We start from the raw sequence: 15,989 nt of genomic DNA on the forward strand, positions 1-15,989 counted from the left end.
CGCGCTGGTGCGCAGCCTCGGCGGCGGCGCCCATGCGCCGGCGCCGGCGGCGCTGGAGCGGCTGCTGGCGCAGGGCCACGGCACGCTGGGTGGCGCAAGGCTGACCCGCGCCGGGCTGCTGCTGCGCGAGGAAGCCGGCCTTGCCCCGCCGGCCCCCGCCCGGCCTGGCGCGCTGTGGGATGGCCGCTTCCGCCTGGAGGGCGCGCCGCCGCCGGGCTGGTGGCTGGGGGCGCTGGGGCCGGGGGCGCGGAGCCTGGCGCGCCCTGGCTGGCTGCCGGCCGCGGTGGCGCCCACCCTGCCGGCGCTGTTCCGACCGGCAGGGCCGGGACTGGATGGCGACCATCGCGACACTGTGCTGGCCGCCGTGCCCGCGCTGTCCTATCCTGTGCCGCAAATCACCAACGGCATCCGGTTGCGCCTTGCGCCGCTGGGCGGCGCGGTGGTTCAGGCCCTGTGAATTTCGTCTTCATCCTTCGTATCGGATGATATCCGGGATGGAAGCGGAGCAACGGGAACCCATCTGTTGGCATGGAGAGGCCCCCCTCCGTGCCCGCGGGCGGGTGCGTGGCCTAGTCCATCTGGGAAGCCCCTAAGGGATGCAAACGTGAATAATTTCGGCCGGAACCTGGCGCTTTGGGTGATCGTGGCGCTGCTGCTGGTGGCGCTGTTCAACCTGTTCCAGCCATCCACGGGCGGCAACCGCACCGCGCAGCAGGTCGCCTATTCCGACTTCCTGAACGAGGTCAGCGCCGGCCATGTCCGCGACGTGACCATCCAGGGCCGCACCGTGACGGGCCAGCTCAATGATGGCCGCAGCTTCTCCACCTTCACGCCGGAAGACCCGCAGCTGGTCAGCCGCCTGACGGAGAAGGGCGTGCGCGTCGTCGCGCGGCCCGAGGAGAGCGACGTCAACCCGCTGTTCCAGATCCTGATCTCCTGGTTCCCGATGCTGCTGCTGATCGGCGTCTGGATCTTCTTCATGCGCCAGATGCAGGGCGGCGGCGGCCGGGCCATGGGCTTCGGCAAGTCCAAGGCCAAGCTGCTGACGGAAAAGCAGGGACGCGTGACCTTCGACGATGTCGCGGGGATCGAGGAGGCCAAGTCGGAACTGGAGGAGATCGTCGAATTCCTGCGTGATCCGCAGAAGTTCCAGCGGCTTGGCGGCAAGATCCCGAAGGGCGTTCTGCTGGTGGGCCCGCCGGGTACCGGCAAGACGCTGCTGGCGCGCTCCATCGCCGGCGAGGCGAACGTGCCCTTCTTCACCATCTCGGGCTCCGACTTCGTCGAGATGTTCGTGGGTGTCGGCGCGTCCCGCGTGCGCGACATGTTCGAGCAGGGCAAGAAGAACGCCCCCTGCATCATCTTCATCGACGAGATCGATGCGGTGGGCCGCCACCGCGGCGCCGGCCTCGGCGGCGGCAATGACGAGCGCGAGCAGACGCTGAACCAGATGCTGGTGGAGATGGACGGCTTCGAATCCAACGAAGGCGTCATCATCATCGCCGCCACCAACCGGCCGGACGTGCTGGACCCCGCGCTGCTGCGCCCGGGCCGCTTCGACCGCCAGGTGGTGGTGCCGAACCCGGACGTGAACGGGCGGGAGAAGATCCTCCGCGTCCATATGCGCAAGGTGCCGCTGGCCTCCGACGTGGAGCCGAAGGTCATCGCGCGCGGCACGCCGGGCTTCTCCGGCGCCGACCTGGCGAATCTGGTGAACGAGGCGGCGCTGCTCGCGGCCCGCACCGGCCGCCGCACGGTTGGCATGGCGGAATTCGAGGCGGCCAAGGACAAGGTGATGATGGGCGCGGAACGCCGCAGCCTCGTCATGTCCGAGGATGAGAAGCGGATGACCGCCTATCACGAGGCGGGCCATGCGCTGGTCGCGATGCATGAGCCGGAATGCGACCCCGTCCACAAGGCCACCATCATCCCGCGCGGCCGCGCGCTGGGCCTGGTGATGTCCCTGCCGGCCGGGGACCGCTATTCCAAGCACAAATCCAAGATGAAGGCCGAACTCGCCATGGCGATGGGCGGCCGCGTCGCGGAGGAGCTCATCTTCGGCGCCGACAAGGTCTCCAACGGCGCCTCCGGCGACATCAAGATGGCGACCGACATGGCGCGCCGGATGGTGACGGAATGGGGCATGTCCGAGAAGCTCGGCATGATCGCCTATGGCTCCAACGACCAGGAGGTCTTCCTGGGCCACAGCGTGACGCAGTCGAAGAACCTGTCGGAGGAGACGGCCCGGCAGATCGACGGCGAGATCCGCACCATCATCGACGCCGCCTATGCCCGCGCCACCAAGGTGCTGTCTGAGAACATCGACGAGCTGCACCTGCTGGCCAAGGGCCTGCTGGAGCACGAGACCATCTCCGGCGACGAGATCAAGCTGATCATCAAGGGCGAGCCGATCGTGCGCGTGCGTCCGGATGAGCCGGTGAACCAGGGCCGCGGCAGCGTGCCGACCGCCGGGCGGCCGACGCCGCGTCCGAATGGCGGCGGGCTGGCCCCGGCGCCCGGCACCTGAGGCCGGCCGGCCGATCCTGATCAAGGCCCGTCCCCGCAGGGGGGCGGGCCTTTTTCGTGGTGGCGCAAGCGGTGCTTTCGTGTGGCGCGCCGCCAGGGCATCGTCGCGCTCCAGCGTTGCCGGGGGCCGCCGAGTCGTGACCGAGACACCATGACGGAAACATGGGTCGAGCCGCTGGGCCTCATTCAGGGCCAGGCCGCCGCCGCCGCCCTGGCGGCCGACCTCGCCCTGCCGCTGGCCGGCGGGCCGCTCGCCTTCACCCTGGTCCGGCTGATCGGCTGGGACAGCCCGACCACGCCGCTGCCGCTGTCCGACGTGCCCGAGATCTGGCACGCCCAGGTGCTGGCGCTGACCCGTCCGCCGCCCCGCTTCGCCGGCCTTCCCCTGCCGGCGGAATCCGGCCGGCCGCTGGTGATGGGCATCATCAACGTCACGCCGGACAGCTTCTCCGATGGCGGGCGGGGCATCGCCGAATCCATCGCCGCCGGCCATGCGATGCTGGAGGCGGGGGCGGATCTGCTCGACATCGGCGGCGAAAGCACCCGCCCCGGCGCCATGCCCGTCGCACCGGAGGAGGAATGCCGCCGCGTGCTGCCGGTGATCCGCGAATTGGCCAAGGCGGCCACCATCAGCGTCGATACGCGCAACGCCGCCACCATGCTGGCGGCGCTGGAAGCGGGGGCGGAAATCGTCAACGACATCACCGCGCTCCGCCACGACCCGGCGGCGGCGCGGGTGCTGGCGCGGTCGGAAGCCAGCGTCATCCTGATGCACATGCTGGGCGAGGACCCGCGCACGATGCAGCAGGACCCGCGCTACGCCGATGTGGCGCTGGAGGTGGCGCAGTTCCTGTCGGACCGGGTGCTGGCCGCGGAACGCATGGGGCTGAAGCGGGACCGGCTGGCGGTGGACCCCGGCATCGGCTTCGGCAAGCGCCTGCCGCATAACCTGGCGCTGATGGACCGGCTGCCGCTGCTGGCCGGCATCGGCTGCCCCATCGTCTTCGGCGCAAGCCGCAAGCGCTTCCTCGGCACGCTATCGGGGGTGGAGGCGGCGGGCCAGCGGGTGCAGGCTTCCGTGGCGGCGGCGCTGGCCGCGGCCGGGCAGGGGGCGGCCATGGTCCGCGTGCATGACGTGGCGGAGACGGTGCAGGCGCTGTCGGTCTGGCAGGCGCTGGCCGGCGGCGGCCTGGCGGAGGATGAGGAGGAGGGCTGAGCCCGCCCTCAAGCCCAAGTGACCGGCAGGGTGGCCGGGGCCGCTGGACCGGCGGCGGCGCTTTCTGAATGATCGCATTGTCGCCCGGGGCCATGCCACGCGGCCCTCCCCACCGGCCCTCTCCACCGGCCCGGGCCTGCCCGCCTGTGGTCCCACGCCTTCGCCGGGCGCCGCAGCCCCGCCACCTTCGCCGGCCCCACCGCCCGGCTGGCCGCTGCGCGCGCAGGAGCACCACCGATGCTGCCTCGTTTCCTCCTTTCCCTGGTCCTGCTGCTTGCCGCCGCCCCGCTGCGCGCCGCGCCGGCGGACATCGCCTGCACCGACCTGCTGGCCTGGGCGCGCCAGGCGGGCGACCACGATTCCCTCGCCCTCACCCGGGGATGGCCGGCGCTGGCGCCGCGCCGGGAGGTGGTGCTGCCGGGCCTGTTCCTGGCCCCCGTCACCGCCGAGACCTTCGGCCAGAGCGCCACGGCTTGGGACCGCGACACGCTCCGCGCCGTCTCCCGCCGTCTGCGCGCCTGTGCGCGGGACCGCGCGCTGCGCGACCAGGCCGCGGTGTTCAACACCGCCCGTGCCCTGCTGGATGGCGACGCCGCGCGCTTCCTGCGCCAGCGGGAGCGTTCGCGCGGCCGCGTCGCCGAACAGCTCGCGCGGCTCGAACAGGCGGCCTTCGCGCCGGGCATCCTGCCCTTCCTGCGCGCCCTGCCGGAGGCGACGCAGCCCATGGGCCATGCCGTGGCGCTGCGCCTGGCGGGCGGGCTGCCGCCGCAGATCCGCGGCACCGGCCGGCTGCTGCTGCGGGAGGTGCCCTATCTGCTGCAGGCCGACATCGAAGCCACGCTGCGCCCGCGGCTGGCCTCGCAGATCGCCGCCCGGCAGGCGCAGGCGCGGCAGGCGGTGGCGGCGGCGCTGGCCGCGCTGCCGGCAACGCCGCGCGGCCTGGCGCAGCTCGACGCCCTGGCCGATGGCCCGCTGGAAGCGGCGCTGGAGGCGGCCGACCGGCCCGGCTTCGCCGCCGCCCGCGCCGCGAGGCGGGAGGCGCTGCTGGCGCGGATGGAGGAGGGGCTGCGGCAGCGCCTGGCGCAGCTTGCCGTCGGCCCGGCCCGGCCCGCCCAGCTCGCCCAGCTCGACCGGCTGCGCCAGGATCCCGCGCTGGCGGCGCTGCCGGCGGCGCGGCGCCGGGCGATGGAGGCGGAGATCGCCGGTCTCGGCCGCCGCCTGGCCAGCCAAGTGATGCAGGCGAATCGGGAGGCGCTGGCCGTGCGGCCGGTGAACCTGCCGACGCTCGCGGTTGCCGCGCCGGCGCAGGCGCGGCTGCTGCAGGCGCTGGAAGCCTATGCCGAGCCGGCGGCGCTGGCGCGGTTCCGCGAGGAGTCCGGCACCGCGCTGGCCGCCCTGGCCGAGGACGCCTTCCCCGATTTCGCGGCGCGGCTGGCCGCCCTGCCGGTGGGGGAGGAGGGGCTGCGCCTGCTGCGCCAGCCGCCGCCCTGGCTCGACAGCCTGCCGCCGCAGGCCGCCGCGCAGGAGGCCCGCTTCCGCGACGCCCTTGCCGCCCGCCGCGGCGCCATCGAGGCCGGGCTGGCGGCGGCGGCAGCAGCCGAGGCGGCGGCGGAGGCCGGGCCGCTCACCGGCCGGCACTATGCCGCCGGTGACGGGCGGCTGCGGCTGGAATTCCTGGACTCGGGGCGGGTGCTGGCGACGCAGGCGGAGACCACGCGCGCCGGCACCTATGAGGAGATCGCCGGGGAGCGCGTGATCATCACCCTGCCGGACACCAACCTGGTGCTGCGCCGCGCCGGTCGGCGGCTGGATGGCGGGGCGGTGGTGCTGGAACGCGTCGCGTCGCCCTGAACATCAACGTCGTGCTTGACCTTTCGCCCCGTGCCAGCGGAGGCTTGCCACAACGGGCGGCCGCGCAAGGCCGCCGCAGGCGGGGAGGGAAGCATGGAGGCGTTCACGAAGGGTCTGTCGCGTCGCGGCCTGCTGGGCACGGCGCTGGCCATGCCGGCACTCGGCGCGCTGGCGCAGGGGCGCGGGCCGGTGGTCGGCGTTTCCTGGTCCAACTTCCAGGAGGAACGCTGGAAGACGGATGAGGCTGCGATCCAGGCGGCGCTGCGGGCGGGCGGCGGCAGCTACCTCTCGGCCGATGCGCAATCCTCGCCGGGCAAGCAGCTGACGGATATCGAAAGCCTGCTGGCGCGCGGCGCCAAGGCGCTGATCGTGCTGGCTCAGGATGCCGCCGCCATCCGCCCCGGGGTGCAGAAGGCGATCGACGAGGGCGTGCCGGTGGTGGCCTATGACCGGCTGATCGAGATGCCGGAGGTGTTCTACCTGACCTTCGACAATGTCGAGGTCGGCCGGATGATGGCGCGCGCGATCCTGGCGCAGAAGCCGCAGGGCAACTACGCCTTCATCAAGGGCAGTTCCTCCGACCCCAATGCGGATTTCCTGTTCCGCGGCAGCATGGAGGTGCTGAAGCCGCACATCGATGCCGGGCGCATCCGCAATGTGGGCGAAGCCTATACCGATGGCTGGCTGCCGGCGAATGCGCAGCGGAACATGGAGCAGATGCTGACCCGCAACAACAACCGCATCGACGCGGTGGTGGCGGCGAATGACGGCACGGCGGGCGGCGCCATCGCGGCGCTGGCGGCGCAGGGCATGGCGGGCAGTGTGCCGGTCTCCGGCCAGGATGCGGACCGCGCGGCGCTGAACCGCATCGCCCAGGGCACCCAGACGGTGACGATCTGGAAGGATGCGCGGGACCTCGGCAAGGCGGCGGCGGAAATCGCGCTGCGCCTGGCCGGCGGCGCGCGCCTGGCGCAGGTGCCCGGTGCGACGAGCTGGAACGAGGGGCCGCAGAAGCGGGCGATGACGGCCCGCTTCCTGGCGCCGGTGCCGGTCACGCGGGACAATCTCGGGGTGATCCTGCAAGCCGGCTGGGCGCCGAAGGAGGCGGTCTGCCAGGGTGTGCCGGCCGGGCGGGTGGCGGCCTGCAACTGAGGCGCGGCGCCCAAATGGCTGGGCCTGGCCCCACCCCGACCCGACCCCGCTGGCGGGGCAGGGGGCGCTGAATGCGGCGGCTTGAGCTCGACCCGCGGCTGGTCGGCATGCTGGTGGCGCTGGCGCTCATCTGGGTGGGGTTCGACCTGCTTTCCGGCGGCGCCTTCCTGACGCCGCGCAACCTGTGGAACCTCTCCGTCCAGACCGCCTCCATCGGCATCATGGCTTGCGGCATGGTGCTGGTGATCGTCACCCGGAACATCGACCTGTCGGTCGGCGCCATTCTCGGCTTCGTCGGCATGGTGGTCGGCGTGCTGCAGGCGCGCTGGCTGCCGGAGATCATCGGGCTGGAGCATCCGGCCACCGCCTTCATCGCGGTGGCCTGCGGCATTGCGCTGGGCGGTGCCATCGGGCTGTTCCAGGGCACGCTGGTGGCCTTTCTCGGCATTCCCTCCTTCATCGTCACGCTGGGCGGGCTGCTGGTGTGGCGCGGCGGCGCCTGGTGGGTGACGCAGGGGCAGACGGTGGCGCCGATGGATGGGCGCTTCCGCATGCTGGGCGGCGGCATCCTGGGCGCGGTGGGGGCCACCGCGTCCTGGATCCTGGCCGGGCTGGGCTGCGCCGCCATCATCCTGGCCATGCTGCTGGCCCGCCGCCGGCGCCTGTCCTTCGGCTTCCCGGCGCGGCCGGCCTGGGCGCAGGGCGTGGTGATGGGCCTGTCCTGCGCCGCGGTGCTGGGCGCCGTGGCGGTCGCCAACGCCTATCCGATCCCCGTGGGCGTCGCCCGCCGCATGGCGGAGGCACAGGGCCTGACCTGGCCGGAGGGCGGGCTGTTCATCCCGCATGGCCTGGCATTGCCGGTGATCGTGGCGATCGGCGTCGGCATCGGCATGACGGTGCTGGCCACCCGCACCCGTTTCGGCCGCTATGTCTTCGCCATTGGCGGCAATCCGGAAGCCGCCGAACTGTCCGGCGTCAACACGCGGCGCACCGTGGCGCTGGTGTTCGGTCTGATGGGCGCGCTCGCCGGCCTGTCCGCCTGCATCGCCACCGCACGTCTGAATGCCGCCACCAATGCGGCCGGCACGCTGGACGAGCTGTATGTCATCGCCGCCGCGGTGATCGGCGGCACCTCGCTGGCCGGCGGGCTGGGCACGGTGGCGGGGGCCATGCTGGGGGCGCTGGTGATGCAGTCGCTGCAATCGGGCATGGTGCTGCTGGGCGTGGACACGCCGTTGCAGAACATCGTGGTGGGGCTGGTGCTGGTCTTCGCCGTCTGGCTGGACGGCGCCTGGCGGAGGCGGCTGGCATGACCCCCCTGGTCGAGATGCGGGGCATCTCCATCGCCTTCGGCGGCATCAAGGCGGTCGATGGGGTTTCCATCGACCTGATGCCGGGGGAGGTGGTGGCGCTGCTCGGCCACAACGGCGCCGGCAAATCGACGCTGATCAAGATCCTGTCCGGCGCCTATCGCGCCGATGCCGGGGAGATCCGCGTGCGGGGCGAGACGGTGGAGATCGCCAGCCCGCGCGACGCCAAGCGGTTCGGGATCGAGACGATCTACCAGACCCTCGCCTTGGCGGACAATGTGGACGCCGCCGCCAACATCTTCCTGGGGCGGGAGATCGTGACGCGTTGGGGCATGCTGGACGACGCGGCGATGGAGGCGGAGACGCGCAAGGTGATGGCGCGGCTGAACCCGCATTTCGTGCGCTTCAGCGAACCGGTGCGGGCGCTGTCCGGCGGCCAGCGCCAATCGGTGGCGATCGCGCGGGCCATCCACTTCAACGCCCGCATCCTGATCATGGACGAGCCCACCGCGGCGCTCGGCCCGGCGGAGACGGCGCAGGTGGGGGAGCTGGTGAAGCAGCTCAAGGCGCAGGGCATCGGCATCTTCCTGATCAGCCACGACATCCATGATGTGTTCGACCTGGCGGACCGGGTCAGCGTGATGAAGAACGGAAGGCTCGTCGGCACCGCGCGCACGGCGGATGTCACCAAGGACGAGGTGCTGGGGATGATCATCCTCGGCAAATGCCCGCCCGGGGCGCAGCCCGGGCCGGGGGCCATGGCGGCGTAACCTTCCGCAACAATTTGGTTGAAGCTCGATCCGGCGCGGGTTAGGCGGGAAGCGGACCCGCGTCGTAACCAAGCCCGATCCGCGGCGCTTGCGGGTCCCCCTGCCGCAGGATCGGGGCATCCGGAGGCTGGCCATGCCCCGCATCCCCCTGTTTGTCCTCGGCCTGCTGGGCCTTGCCCTGGCCGCCCCGGCGCGGGCGCAGCCGCTCGCCAGCCCGGATTGCGCGGCGCTTGCCGCCTGGTCCGGCCAGTTGGGCGCGGAGGCGGGGCGGACGCTGACGCGCAACTGGCGCGGCCAGCGCGCGCTGGTGCTGCCCGGGCTGCTGCGCGCGCCGGTGACGGAGCAGACCTTCGGCAAGCCCGCCCTGGCGTGGTCGGAAGCGGAGGTGCAGCAGGTCGGCCGGATGCTGAATGACTGCGCACGCGACCCGGCCATCGGCGGTGCGCGCTTCGCCCTGCAGGAAGCGCGGCGCGCGGTGCTGGACCAGGCGGCGTTGCTGCTGACCTGGCGTGGCCGCAACCGCGAACGCCTGCCGCGCGAAGTGCAGGCGATCAGCGAGCATCCCTTCGCGCCGGCCATCCTGCTGTTCCTGCGCGCCGTGCCCGCCGTGACCGACCAGGCGGGCTACGACGCGGCATACCGCCTGATGGCCCAGCTTCCGCCTGCGCTGCGCCGGCATGCCGACCCGCTGCTGGGCGGCATGCGGTACCTGCTGCCGGAGGATGTGGCGGAGGTGATCACCCCGGCGGTGGAACGCCACCTGGTGGCCCAGCGCGAGGAGGCGCAAGCCGCGCTGGTGACGCCGCTCGCCGCCCTGCCGCCGGATCTGGGGGGGCTGCAAAGGCTTGACCGGGTGGCCGACCAGCCGCTGATGGCGGTGCTGGACGCGCCGGGCCGCGCCACGGTGGAAGCGGCGGTGGCCGCCCGGCGCACCGCGATCCTGGCCGACATGGACCAGGCACTGCAGGGCATCGTCGCAGAAGCCACCGCTGATCTGCAGGGGTTCCGCACGCTTTTGTTCCTGGCGCAGGATCCGCGCCGTGCGGCGCTGCCGGAGGATCGGCGCGCGGCGCTGGATGAAGCGAGCGCGGCCCGCGCCCGGGCCATGGCGTCGGAAGCGGTGGCGGTGTCGCTGGTGCAGCTGGAAGGGATGGATCCGCATCCCCGTGCCCTGCCCCGCGCGCTGCGCCTGCGGCGGGACGTGCTGGGGGCGCTTGAGCATTTCGGCCGCGCCGACCTGGCCACGGGCTTTGCCACCGACTCCGCCACGCGCATCGGTACCCTGGCCGATGCCGGGCTGCCGGTGCTGGTGGAGGCGCTGGACAAGGTGCCGCCCACCCGGCAATCGATCAACCGCCTCAGCCAGCCGGAGCGCGTGTTGACGGAACTGGGCGAGGTGGCGCCGCAGGCCGCTGCCCGTTGGCAGGCGGCCGTTGCCGCGCGGCAGCAGGCGATCCGGGACACCCTGGACGCCGCCCTGGCCGCCGAGCAGGCGCGGCGGGACGCGGATCGCGCGGCGCGGGAGGCCGCCATCGCCGAGGAAGCGGCGCGGGAGGCCGGGTCGCTCATCGGCCGGCGCTACCGCAGCCGCGAGCTGGAGCTGGAATTCCTCGATGCGACCCGCGTGCTGGCCACCGATGCGAACCGCAACGTCACTGTGGCGGGACGCTATGAGGAGATCGCCGGCAACCGCATCATCGTCACATTGCCGGATCAGAACTTCGTGGTCACACGGGACGGCCCCCGCCTGAGTGGCGGAAGACTGGTGTTCGAGCGGGTTGCGGCGCCATAGGCCACCGTCCTCACCGGCATGGCCGCAGGCGCCGCATTTGGATAGAATGGGGGGCATGACCATCCCCCCCCGCAAGCTCTTCGGCACCGATGGCATCCGCGGCACGGCGAACCGCCCGCCGATGGATGCCGGCACCGCGCTGCGCCTGGGCCAGGCCGCGGGGCGCTTCTTCAACCGCGGCAGCCACAAGCACCGCGTCGTCATCGGCAAGGACACCAGGCTGTCCGGCTACATGCTGGAGCCGGCGATGACGGCGGGCTTCGTCGGCGCCGGCATGGACGTGATGCTGGTGGGCCCGCTGCCCACGCCGGCCATCGCGATGCTGACGCGCAGCCTGCGCTGCGACCTGGGCGTGATGATCTCGGCCAGCCACAACCCCTATGAGGACAACGGCATCAAGCTGTTCGGCCCGGATGGGCTGAAGCTGTCCGATGCGCAGGAGAGTGAGATCGAGGCGCTGATGGATGCGCCGCATTTCCTGGAATCGCTCGCGGCGCCCTCGAAGCTCGGCCGCGCCAGCCGGCTGGACGATGCGCCGGGCCGCTACATCGAGGCCGCGAAATCCGCCTTTCCGCGCGGCCGCAGCCTGGAAGGGCTGCGGATTGCCGTCGATTGCGCGCATGGCGCCGCCTACAAGGTGGCGCCCACCGTGCTGTGGGAGCTGGGGGCGGAGGTGGTCTCCACCGGCGTCTCGCCGGACGGCTTCAACATCAACCGCGATTGCGGCGCCACCGCGCCGGGGCGGCTGGCCGAGCTGGTGCGGGAAAGGCGGGCCGACCTCGGCATCGCCCTTGATGGCGATGCGGACCGGCTGGCGCTGATCGACGAGCGCGGGCGGATCATCGATGGCGACCAGATCCTGGCCACCATCGCCGCCGCCTGGCACCGGGATGGCCGGCTTTCCGGCGGCGGCGTGGTGGCGACGGTGATGTCCAACCTGGGGCTGGAGCGCCACCTGGAAGGCATGGGCCTGGCGCTGCACCGCACCAAGGTGGGCGACCGCTATGTGGGCGAGCGGATGCGGGAGTCGGGCTGCAACCTGGGTGGCGAACAATCCGGCCATGTGATCCTGTCGGATTTCGCCACCACCGGCGACGGGCTGCTGGCCGCCCTGCAGGTGCTGGCGCTGCTGGTGGAGGAGAAGCGCCCGGCCAGTGAGGTCTGCCGCCGCTTCGCGCCGCTGCCGCAATTGCTGGAGAACATCCGCTACACCGGCGCCTCCCCCTTGTCGGATGCCGAGGTGGCGCGGGCGATCGAGGCGGCGGGCACGCGGCTGGGTGGGCGCGGCCGGGTGCTGGTCCGCGCCTCCGGCACCGAGCCGCTGATCCGGGTGATGGCGGAGGCGGAGGATGAGGCGGAGATGCGCGGCACGGTGATGGAACTGGCGGCGCTGATCCGCGCCCGCGCCGCCGCCGGGGCGGTGAAGAAGGTGGCCGCGGCGGAGTGAGCGCGAGCCGACCCATGGGCACGGCCAGGGGCCGGGTGCTGATCTGCGCCGGCTCCGATTCCGGGGGCGGGGCAGGGATCCAGGCGGACATCAAGGCGGTGACCGCGCTCGGCGGCTATGCCGCCACCGCCGTCACCGCGCTGACGGCGCAGAACACGCTGGGCGTGCAGGCGGTGATGGGCGTGCCGGCGGATTTCATCCGGCTGCAGATCCGCATGGTGCTGGAGGATCTCGGCGCCGATGCGCTGAAGACCGGCATGCTGGCGGATGGGCCGACCATCCGCGCGGTCTGCGAGGCGCTGGCCGAATTCGGCCCGGGCATCCCGCTGGTGGCGGACCCTGTGATGGTGGCCAAGGGCGGCCACCGGCTGCTGGCGGAGGAGGCCGTCTCCGCCCTGGTCGAGCAGTTGCTGCCGATGGCCACGCTCATCACGCCGAACCTGCCGGAGGCGGAGGCGCTGGTCGGCTTCCCCGTGGCCGATCTGCCGGCCATGCACCGCGCGGCGCAGGCGCTGCTGGACCGCGGCGTGCGGGCGGTGCTGCTGAAGGGCGGGCATCTGGAGGGGCCGGTGCTGACCGACCTGCTGGCAACGCCGGCGGGGGTGGAGGCCTTCGAAAGCCCGCGCATCGCCAGCCGCCATACCCACGGCACCGGCTGCACCCTGGCCTCCGCCATCGCCTGCGGGCTGGCGCAGGGCCTCGATCTGCGCCATGCCGTGGTCCGCGGGCGTGCCTATGTGCGGGCCGCGATGCTGGCGGCGCCCGGCTTCGGGCAGGGGCATGGACCGCTGGGCCATGGCATCACCATGGACCCGGCGCGGCTGGAGAACGGGGCTTGAGACGCTACGACTTCGTCACGGTGGACGTGTTCACCGGCACCCGCTTCGGCGGCAACCCGCTGGCGGTGTTTCCGGATGCGCGCGGGCTTTCGGACGCCGAGATGCAGGCGCTGGCGGCGGAGTTCAACCTCTCCGAGACCACCTTCGTGCTGCCGCCGGACAACCCTGCCAACACCGCGCGCGTGCGCATCTTCACCCGTCAGTACGAGATGCCCTTCGCCGGCCATCCCAATGTCGGCACCGGCTGGGTGCTGCGCGACCGCGCCATGGATGGCGTGCTGCGCTTCGAGGAGATCGCCGGCCTGGTGGAGGTGCGGGTGGCGGAAGCCGGCACCACCATCGCGGCGCCGCAGCCGCTGACGCTGGGCGTCGAACTCCCGGTGGCGGTCATCGCCCGCGCGGCGGGGCTGGAGCCTGCCGACGTGGTGGCCAGCCGCCACCCGCCGGTCCAGGCCGGCACGGGCAATCCCTTCGTGATCGCGGAGGTGACGCCAGCGGCGCTGGGCCGGGCGCAGCCGGATTTCGCCGGCTTCCGCGCCGGGCTGGCGGCAACCCCGGCACTCGGCAACCGCTTCGCGCTGTATCTTTATGCGCAGGAAGGCGCCGCTGCCGTGCGGGCGCGCATGTTCGCGCCGCTGGGCGGCACGGTGGAGGATGCGGCGACCGGCAGCGCGGCGACGCCGCTCGCCGCCCTGCTGCTGCAGCTCTCCGGCGCCGAGTCGGGTGCCTGGGACATCACCCAGGGTGTGGAGATGGGACGGCCGAGCCTGCTGCGCACCACGGCGCGGCGGGCGGCGGATGGCATCCGCGCCACGGTGGGCGGCGGCTGCGTGCCCGTGCTGCGAGGAGAGGCGATGCTATGAGCGGCACCCGCAAGCGCGGACCGGGGCCGGGCAAGGCGCCCGCTGGCAAGGCCCCCGCTGGCAGGGCTCCCGGTGACAAGGCGCCGGCAGGCAAGGATCCGGCCGCGCCGATGATGCCGGCCCCGGATCCGGAGGCGGCACCGCTGTCCGTGCCGGCGGAGGCCGTGGCCTTCGCGCCGGCACCGTCCGGCGCGCTGCCGGTGCAGGGCGTGCCGATGCCCGACCCGCCGCCGCCCGCGCCGCGCCCCGCGCCCGCCGTGCCCGTGCCGCATGCGCCGCCGGGCCTGGCGCATCTGCCGCTGCCGCTGCTGGTGCTGCCCATGGGCCTCGGCGGCGTCGGCCTGGCCTGGCGCGAGGCCGCCGCCTCGCTGGGCGCGCCGGCCTTCCCGGGCGAGGCGATGCTGCTGCTGACCGGGCTGGTCTGGCTGCTGGTGGTGGGGTTGCAGGGGCTGCGCCTGCTGCGCCATCCGGCGGCGATGGCCGCCGAGTTCCGCCATCCGGTGCGCGTTGCCTTCCTCGCCGCGCCGACCATCGGGCTGATGATCCTGGCCGGCGGCCTCTGGCCGCATGCGCCCGGGCTGGGGGCGGCGCTGTGGTGCCTCTCCGTGCCGCTGCATCTGCTGGTCGCCATGCTGATCCTGCGCCGGCTGCTGGCCGGGCGGGGGGAGGTGGCGATGCTGGCGCCGCCGCTGCTGATCCCCTTCGTGGGCAACATCCTGGCGCCGCTGTTCGGCGCCCGCATGGGCTTCCTCGATGCCTCCTGGATGATGTTCGGGGTCGGCTTCCTGCTGTGGCTGATGGTGGTGCCGCTGCTGCTCTACCGGCTGGTGGCAGGCCCGGCCCTGCCGCAGGCGATGCGGCCCAGCGTCGCCATCTTCCTGGCCCCGCCGGCCGTCGGCGCGCTGACCCTGCTGGCGCTGACCGGGGATGCCGGCCATGCCAGCCTGGCGGTCGCCGGCGTGGCGCTGCTGGTGGCGGTCGCGCTGATCTCGCTGGCCGGGGAATTCCGCCGCGTGCCCTTCAGCCTGTCCTGGTGGAGCTTCACCTTCCCCAGCGCCGCCTTCGCCGCGATGCTGATGGCGCTGGGCTTCCACCCGCTGCTGGGCTGGGCGGCGCTGGCGCTGGCCACCGTGCTGACGGGCTGGATCGCCTGGCGCACGGCACTGGCGGCACGGGCGGGGGTCTTCCTGCGGCCGGAGGCGTGAGGGCGCGGCGTCAGCGCTGTTCCAGCCAGCCCTTGATATAGCCGCGGCGGACCAGCACCATCGCCACCACCAGGCCCGGCGCCGCCAGGGCCACGCCGATCAGGCCGAACAGCACGCCCATCAGCAGCTGCGCCAGCAGCAGCAGGGCGGGCGCCAGGTCCGCCGCGCTGCTTTGCACCAGGGGCGTCAGGATGTTGCCCTCGATGAACTGCACCACGAGGAAGACGCCGGCCACCCAGAGCGCCAGCCACGGGTCCTGCGACAGTGCCAGCAGCACCGCCGGGATGGCGGCCAGCACCGGCCCCAGCACGGGGATGAAGCCCAGCACCGCGGCGATCAGTGCCAGGGGCAGCGCCAGCGGCATGCCGATCAGCCAGAGGCCCGCCCAGATGGCCAGCCCGGTGACGGTCATGGCGAAGCCCTGGCCGAGCAGCCAGCCGCGCAGCACATGGCCCATCTCCTGCAGCGCGTCCTGCGCCTCGCTGCGCGTGTTCGGCCCCAGCAGGGCGACCAGCCCGTTGCGGTAGGTGCCGGGCGACACCGCCAGGTAGACCGCCAGCAGCGGCACCAGCACCGTGTTGCTCAGCACGCCGAGCGTCCCGGTGGCGGCGGAGACGGCCTGTCCCTGCATCCGGTCCAGCGCCTGCTGCGGATCGACCTGGTTCAGCACTGCCGGGCCCCAGGGCTGCGCCGCCACCGTCTCCCGCGCCTCGCTCAGGCTGCGCGGCAATTCCTCGGCCAGCTGTGCCACCTGGGTCGCTAGCGGCCCGGCGCCCATCCAGACACCGAAGGCCAGCAGCAGCACCAGGGTCACCACCACCACCAGCACCGCGGTGGGCTCGTTCATCCCGGCATGGCGCATCAGCGGGCGCGCCGCGGCATGAAAGGCAATAGCCAGCAGCACCGCGCCGAAGCCCAGCAGCGGCACGTCCGGCGCCAGCCAGAGCAAGGCCAGCAGCAGGGCCAGCAGCAGCAGGATCGACAGGGGGGCGCGGTTCATGCCGTTGCAACGGCGCAG

General features: G+C 73.0%; 12 protein-coding genes and 1 pseudogene. 12 read left to right on the forward strand and 1 reads right to left on the reverse strand.

What is annotated here, in order from left to right:
- From HEQ75_RS22915 to HEQ75_RS22970, 12 genes and pseudogenes are all read left to right on the forward strand, one after another.
- Positions 1 to 457: pseudogene (locus HEQ75_RS22915) on the forward strand (hypothetical protein); the annotation flags it as partial.
- A 147-nt stretch (positions 458 to 604) separates the two neighbouring features.
- A complete protein-coding gene (gene ftsH / locus HEQ75_RS22920) occupies positions 605 to 2,527 on the forward strand; it encodes an ATP-dependent zinc metalloprotease FtsH (protein WP_168034456.1) in 1,923 nt (640 codons plus the stop codon).
- A gap of 150 nt (positions 2,528 to 2,677) precedes the next feature.
- Positions 2,678 to 3,742 (forward strand): dihydropteroate synthase, encoded by a 1,065-nt coding sequence (folP, locus tag HEQ75_RS22925; protein ID WP_168034457.1) that lies wholly within the window; start codon positions 2,678 to 2,680, stop codon positions 3,740 to 3,742.
- A 237-nt stretch (positions 3,743 to 3,979) separates the two neighbouring features.
- Positions 3,980 to 5,593 (forward strand): hypothetical protein, encoded by a 1,614-nt coding sequence (locus HEQ75_RS22930; RefSeq protein ID WP_168034458.1) that lies wholly within the window; start codon positions 3,980 to 3,982, stop codon positions 5,591 to 5,593.
- A gap of 93 nt (positions 5,594 to 5,686) precedes the next feature.
- Positions 5,687 to 6,745, forward strand: coding sequence for a D-xylose ABC transporter substrate-binding protein (gene xylF, locus HEQ75_RS22935; protein WP_168034459.1), 1,059 nt, complete (start codon positions 5,687 to 5,689; stop codon positions 6,743 to 6,745).
- 71 nt (positions 6,746 to 6,816) lie between these two features.
- On the forward strand, positions 6,817 to 8,058 hold the full coding sequence (locus tag HEQ75_RS22940) for a sugar ABC transporter permease (RefSeq protein WP_168034460.1): 1,242 nt from the start codon (positions 6,817 to 6,819) through the stop codon (positions 8,056 to 8,058).
- Positions 8,055 to 8,825 carry an ATP-binding cassette domain-containing protein gene (locus tag HEQ75_RS22945; RefSeq protein WP_168034461.1) on the forward strand — a complete coding sequence of 257 codons (771 nt, stop codon included), beginning with the start codon at positions 8,055 to 8,057 and terminating at the stop codon, positions 8,823 to 8,825. The genes HEQ75_RS22940 and HEQ75_RS22945 overlap by 4 nt, the downstream gene beginning before the upstream one ends.
- 133 nt (positions 8,826 to 8,958) lie before the next feature.
- Positions 8,959 to 10,617 (forward strand): hypothetical protein, encoded by a 1,659-nt coding sequence (locus HEQ75_RS22950; RefSeq protein WP_168034462.1) that lies wholly within the window; start codon positions 8,959 to 8,961, stop codon positions 10,615 to 10,617.
- A gap of 55 nt (positions 10,618 to 10,672) precedes the next feature.
- The gene (gene glmM / locus HEQ75_RS22955) at positions 10,673 to 12,064 is read left to right on the forward strand and encodes a phosphoglucosamine mutase (RefSeq protein WP_168034463.1); all 1,392 of its coding nucleotides are present in this window, start codon (positions 10,673 to 10,675) and stop codon (positions 12,062 to 12,064) included.
- A 14-nt stretch (positions 12,065 to 12,078) separates the two neighbouring features.
- The gene (gene thiD / locus HEQ75_RS22960; protein ID WP_168034464.1) at positions 12,079 to 12,903 is read left to right on the forward strand and encodes a bifunctional hydroxymethylpyrimidine kinase/phosphomethylpyrimidine kinase; all 825 of its coding nucleotides are present in this window, start codon (positions 12,079 to 12,081) and stop codon (positions 12,901 to 12,903) included.
- Complete coding sequence (locus HEQ75_RS22965; protein ID WP_168034465.1) at positions 12,900 to 13,766, forward strand: PhzF family phenazine biosynthesis protein; 867 nt, start codon at positions 12,900 to 12,902, stop codon at positions 13,764 to 13,766. The genes thiD and HEQ75_RS22965 overlap by 4 nt, the downstream gene beginning before the upstream one ends.
- Before the next feature lie 110 nt (positions 13,767 to 13,876).
- Positions 13,877 to 14,971 carry an SLAC1 family transporter gene (locus HEQ75_RS22970; protein WP_168034466.1) on the forward strand — a complete coding sequence of 365 codons (1,095 nt, stop codon included), beginning with the start codon at positions 13,877 to 13,879 and terminating at the stop codon, positions 14,969 to 14,971.
- Between the two features lie 10 nt (positions 14,972 to 14,981).
- Here the strand turns inward: HEQ75_RS22970 and HEQ75_RS22975 are convergent, their stop codons facing one another.
- The gene (locus HEQ75_RS22975; RefSeq protein WP_168034467.1) at positions 14,982 to 15,971 is read right to left on the reverse strand and encodes an AI-2E family transporter; all 990 of its coding nucleotides are present in this window, start codon (positions 15,969 to 15,971) and stop codon (positions 14,982 to 14,984) included.
- Positions 15,972 to 15,989 lie beyond the last annotated feature (18 nt).

Origin of the sequence: Falsiroseomonas selenitidurans (assembly GCF_012103215.1) — a bacterium.
Taxonomy (GTDB): domain Bacteria; phylum Pseudomonadota; class Alphaproteobacteria; order Acetobacterales; family Acetobacteraceae; genus Falsiroseomonas; species Falsiroseomonas selenitidurans.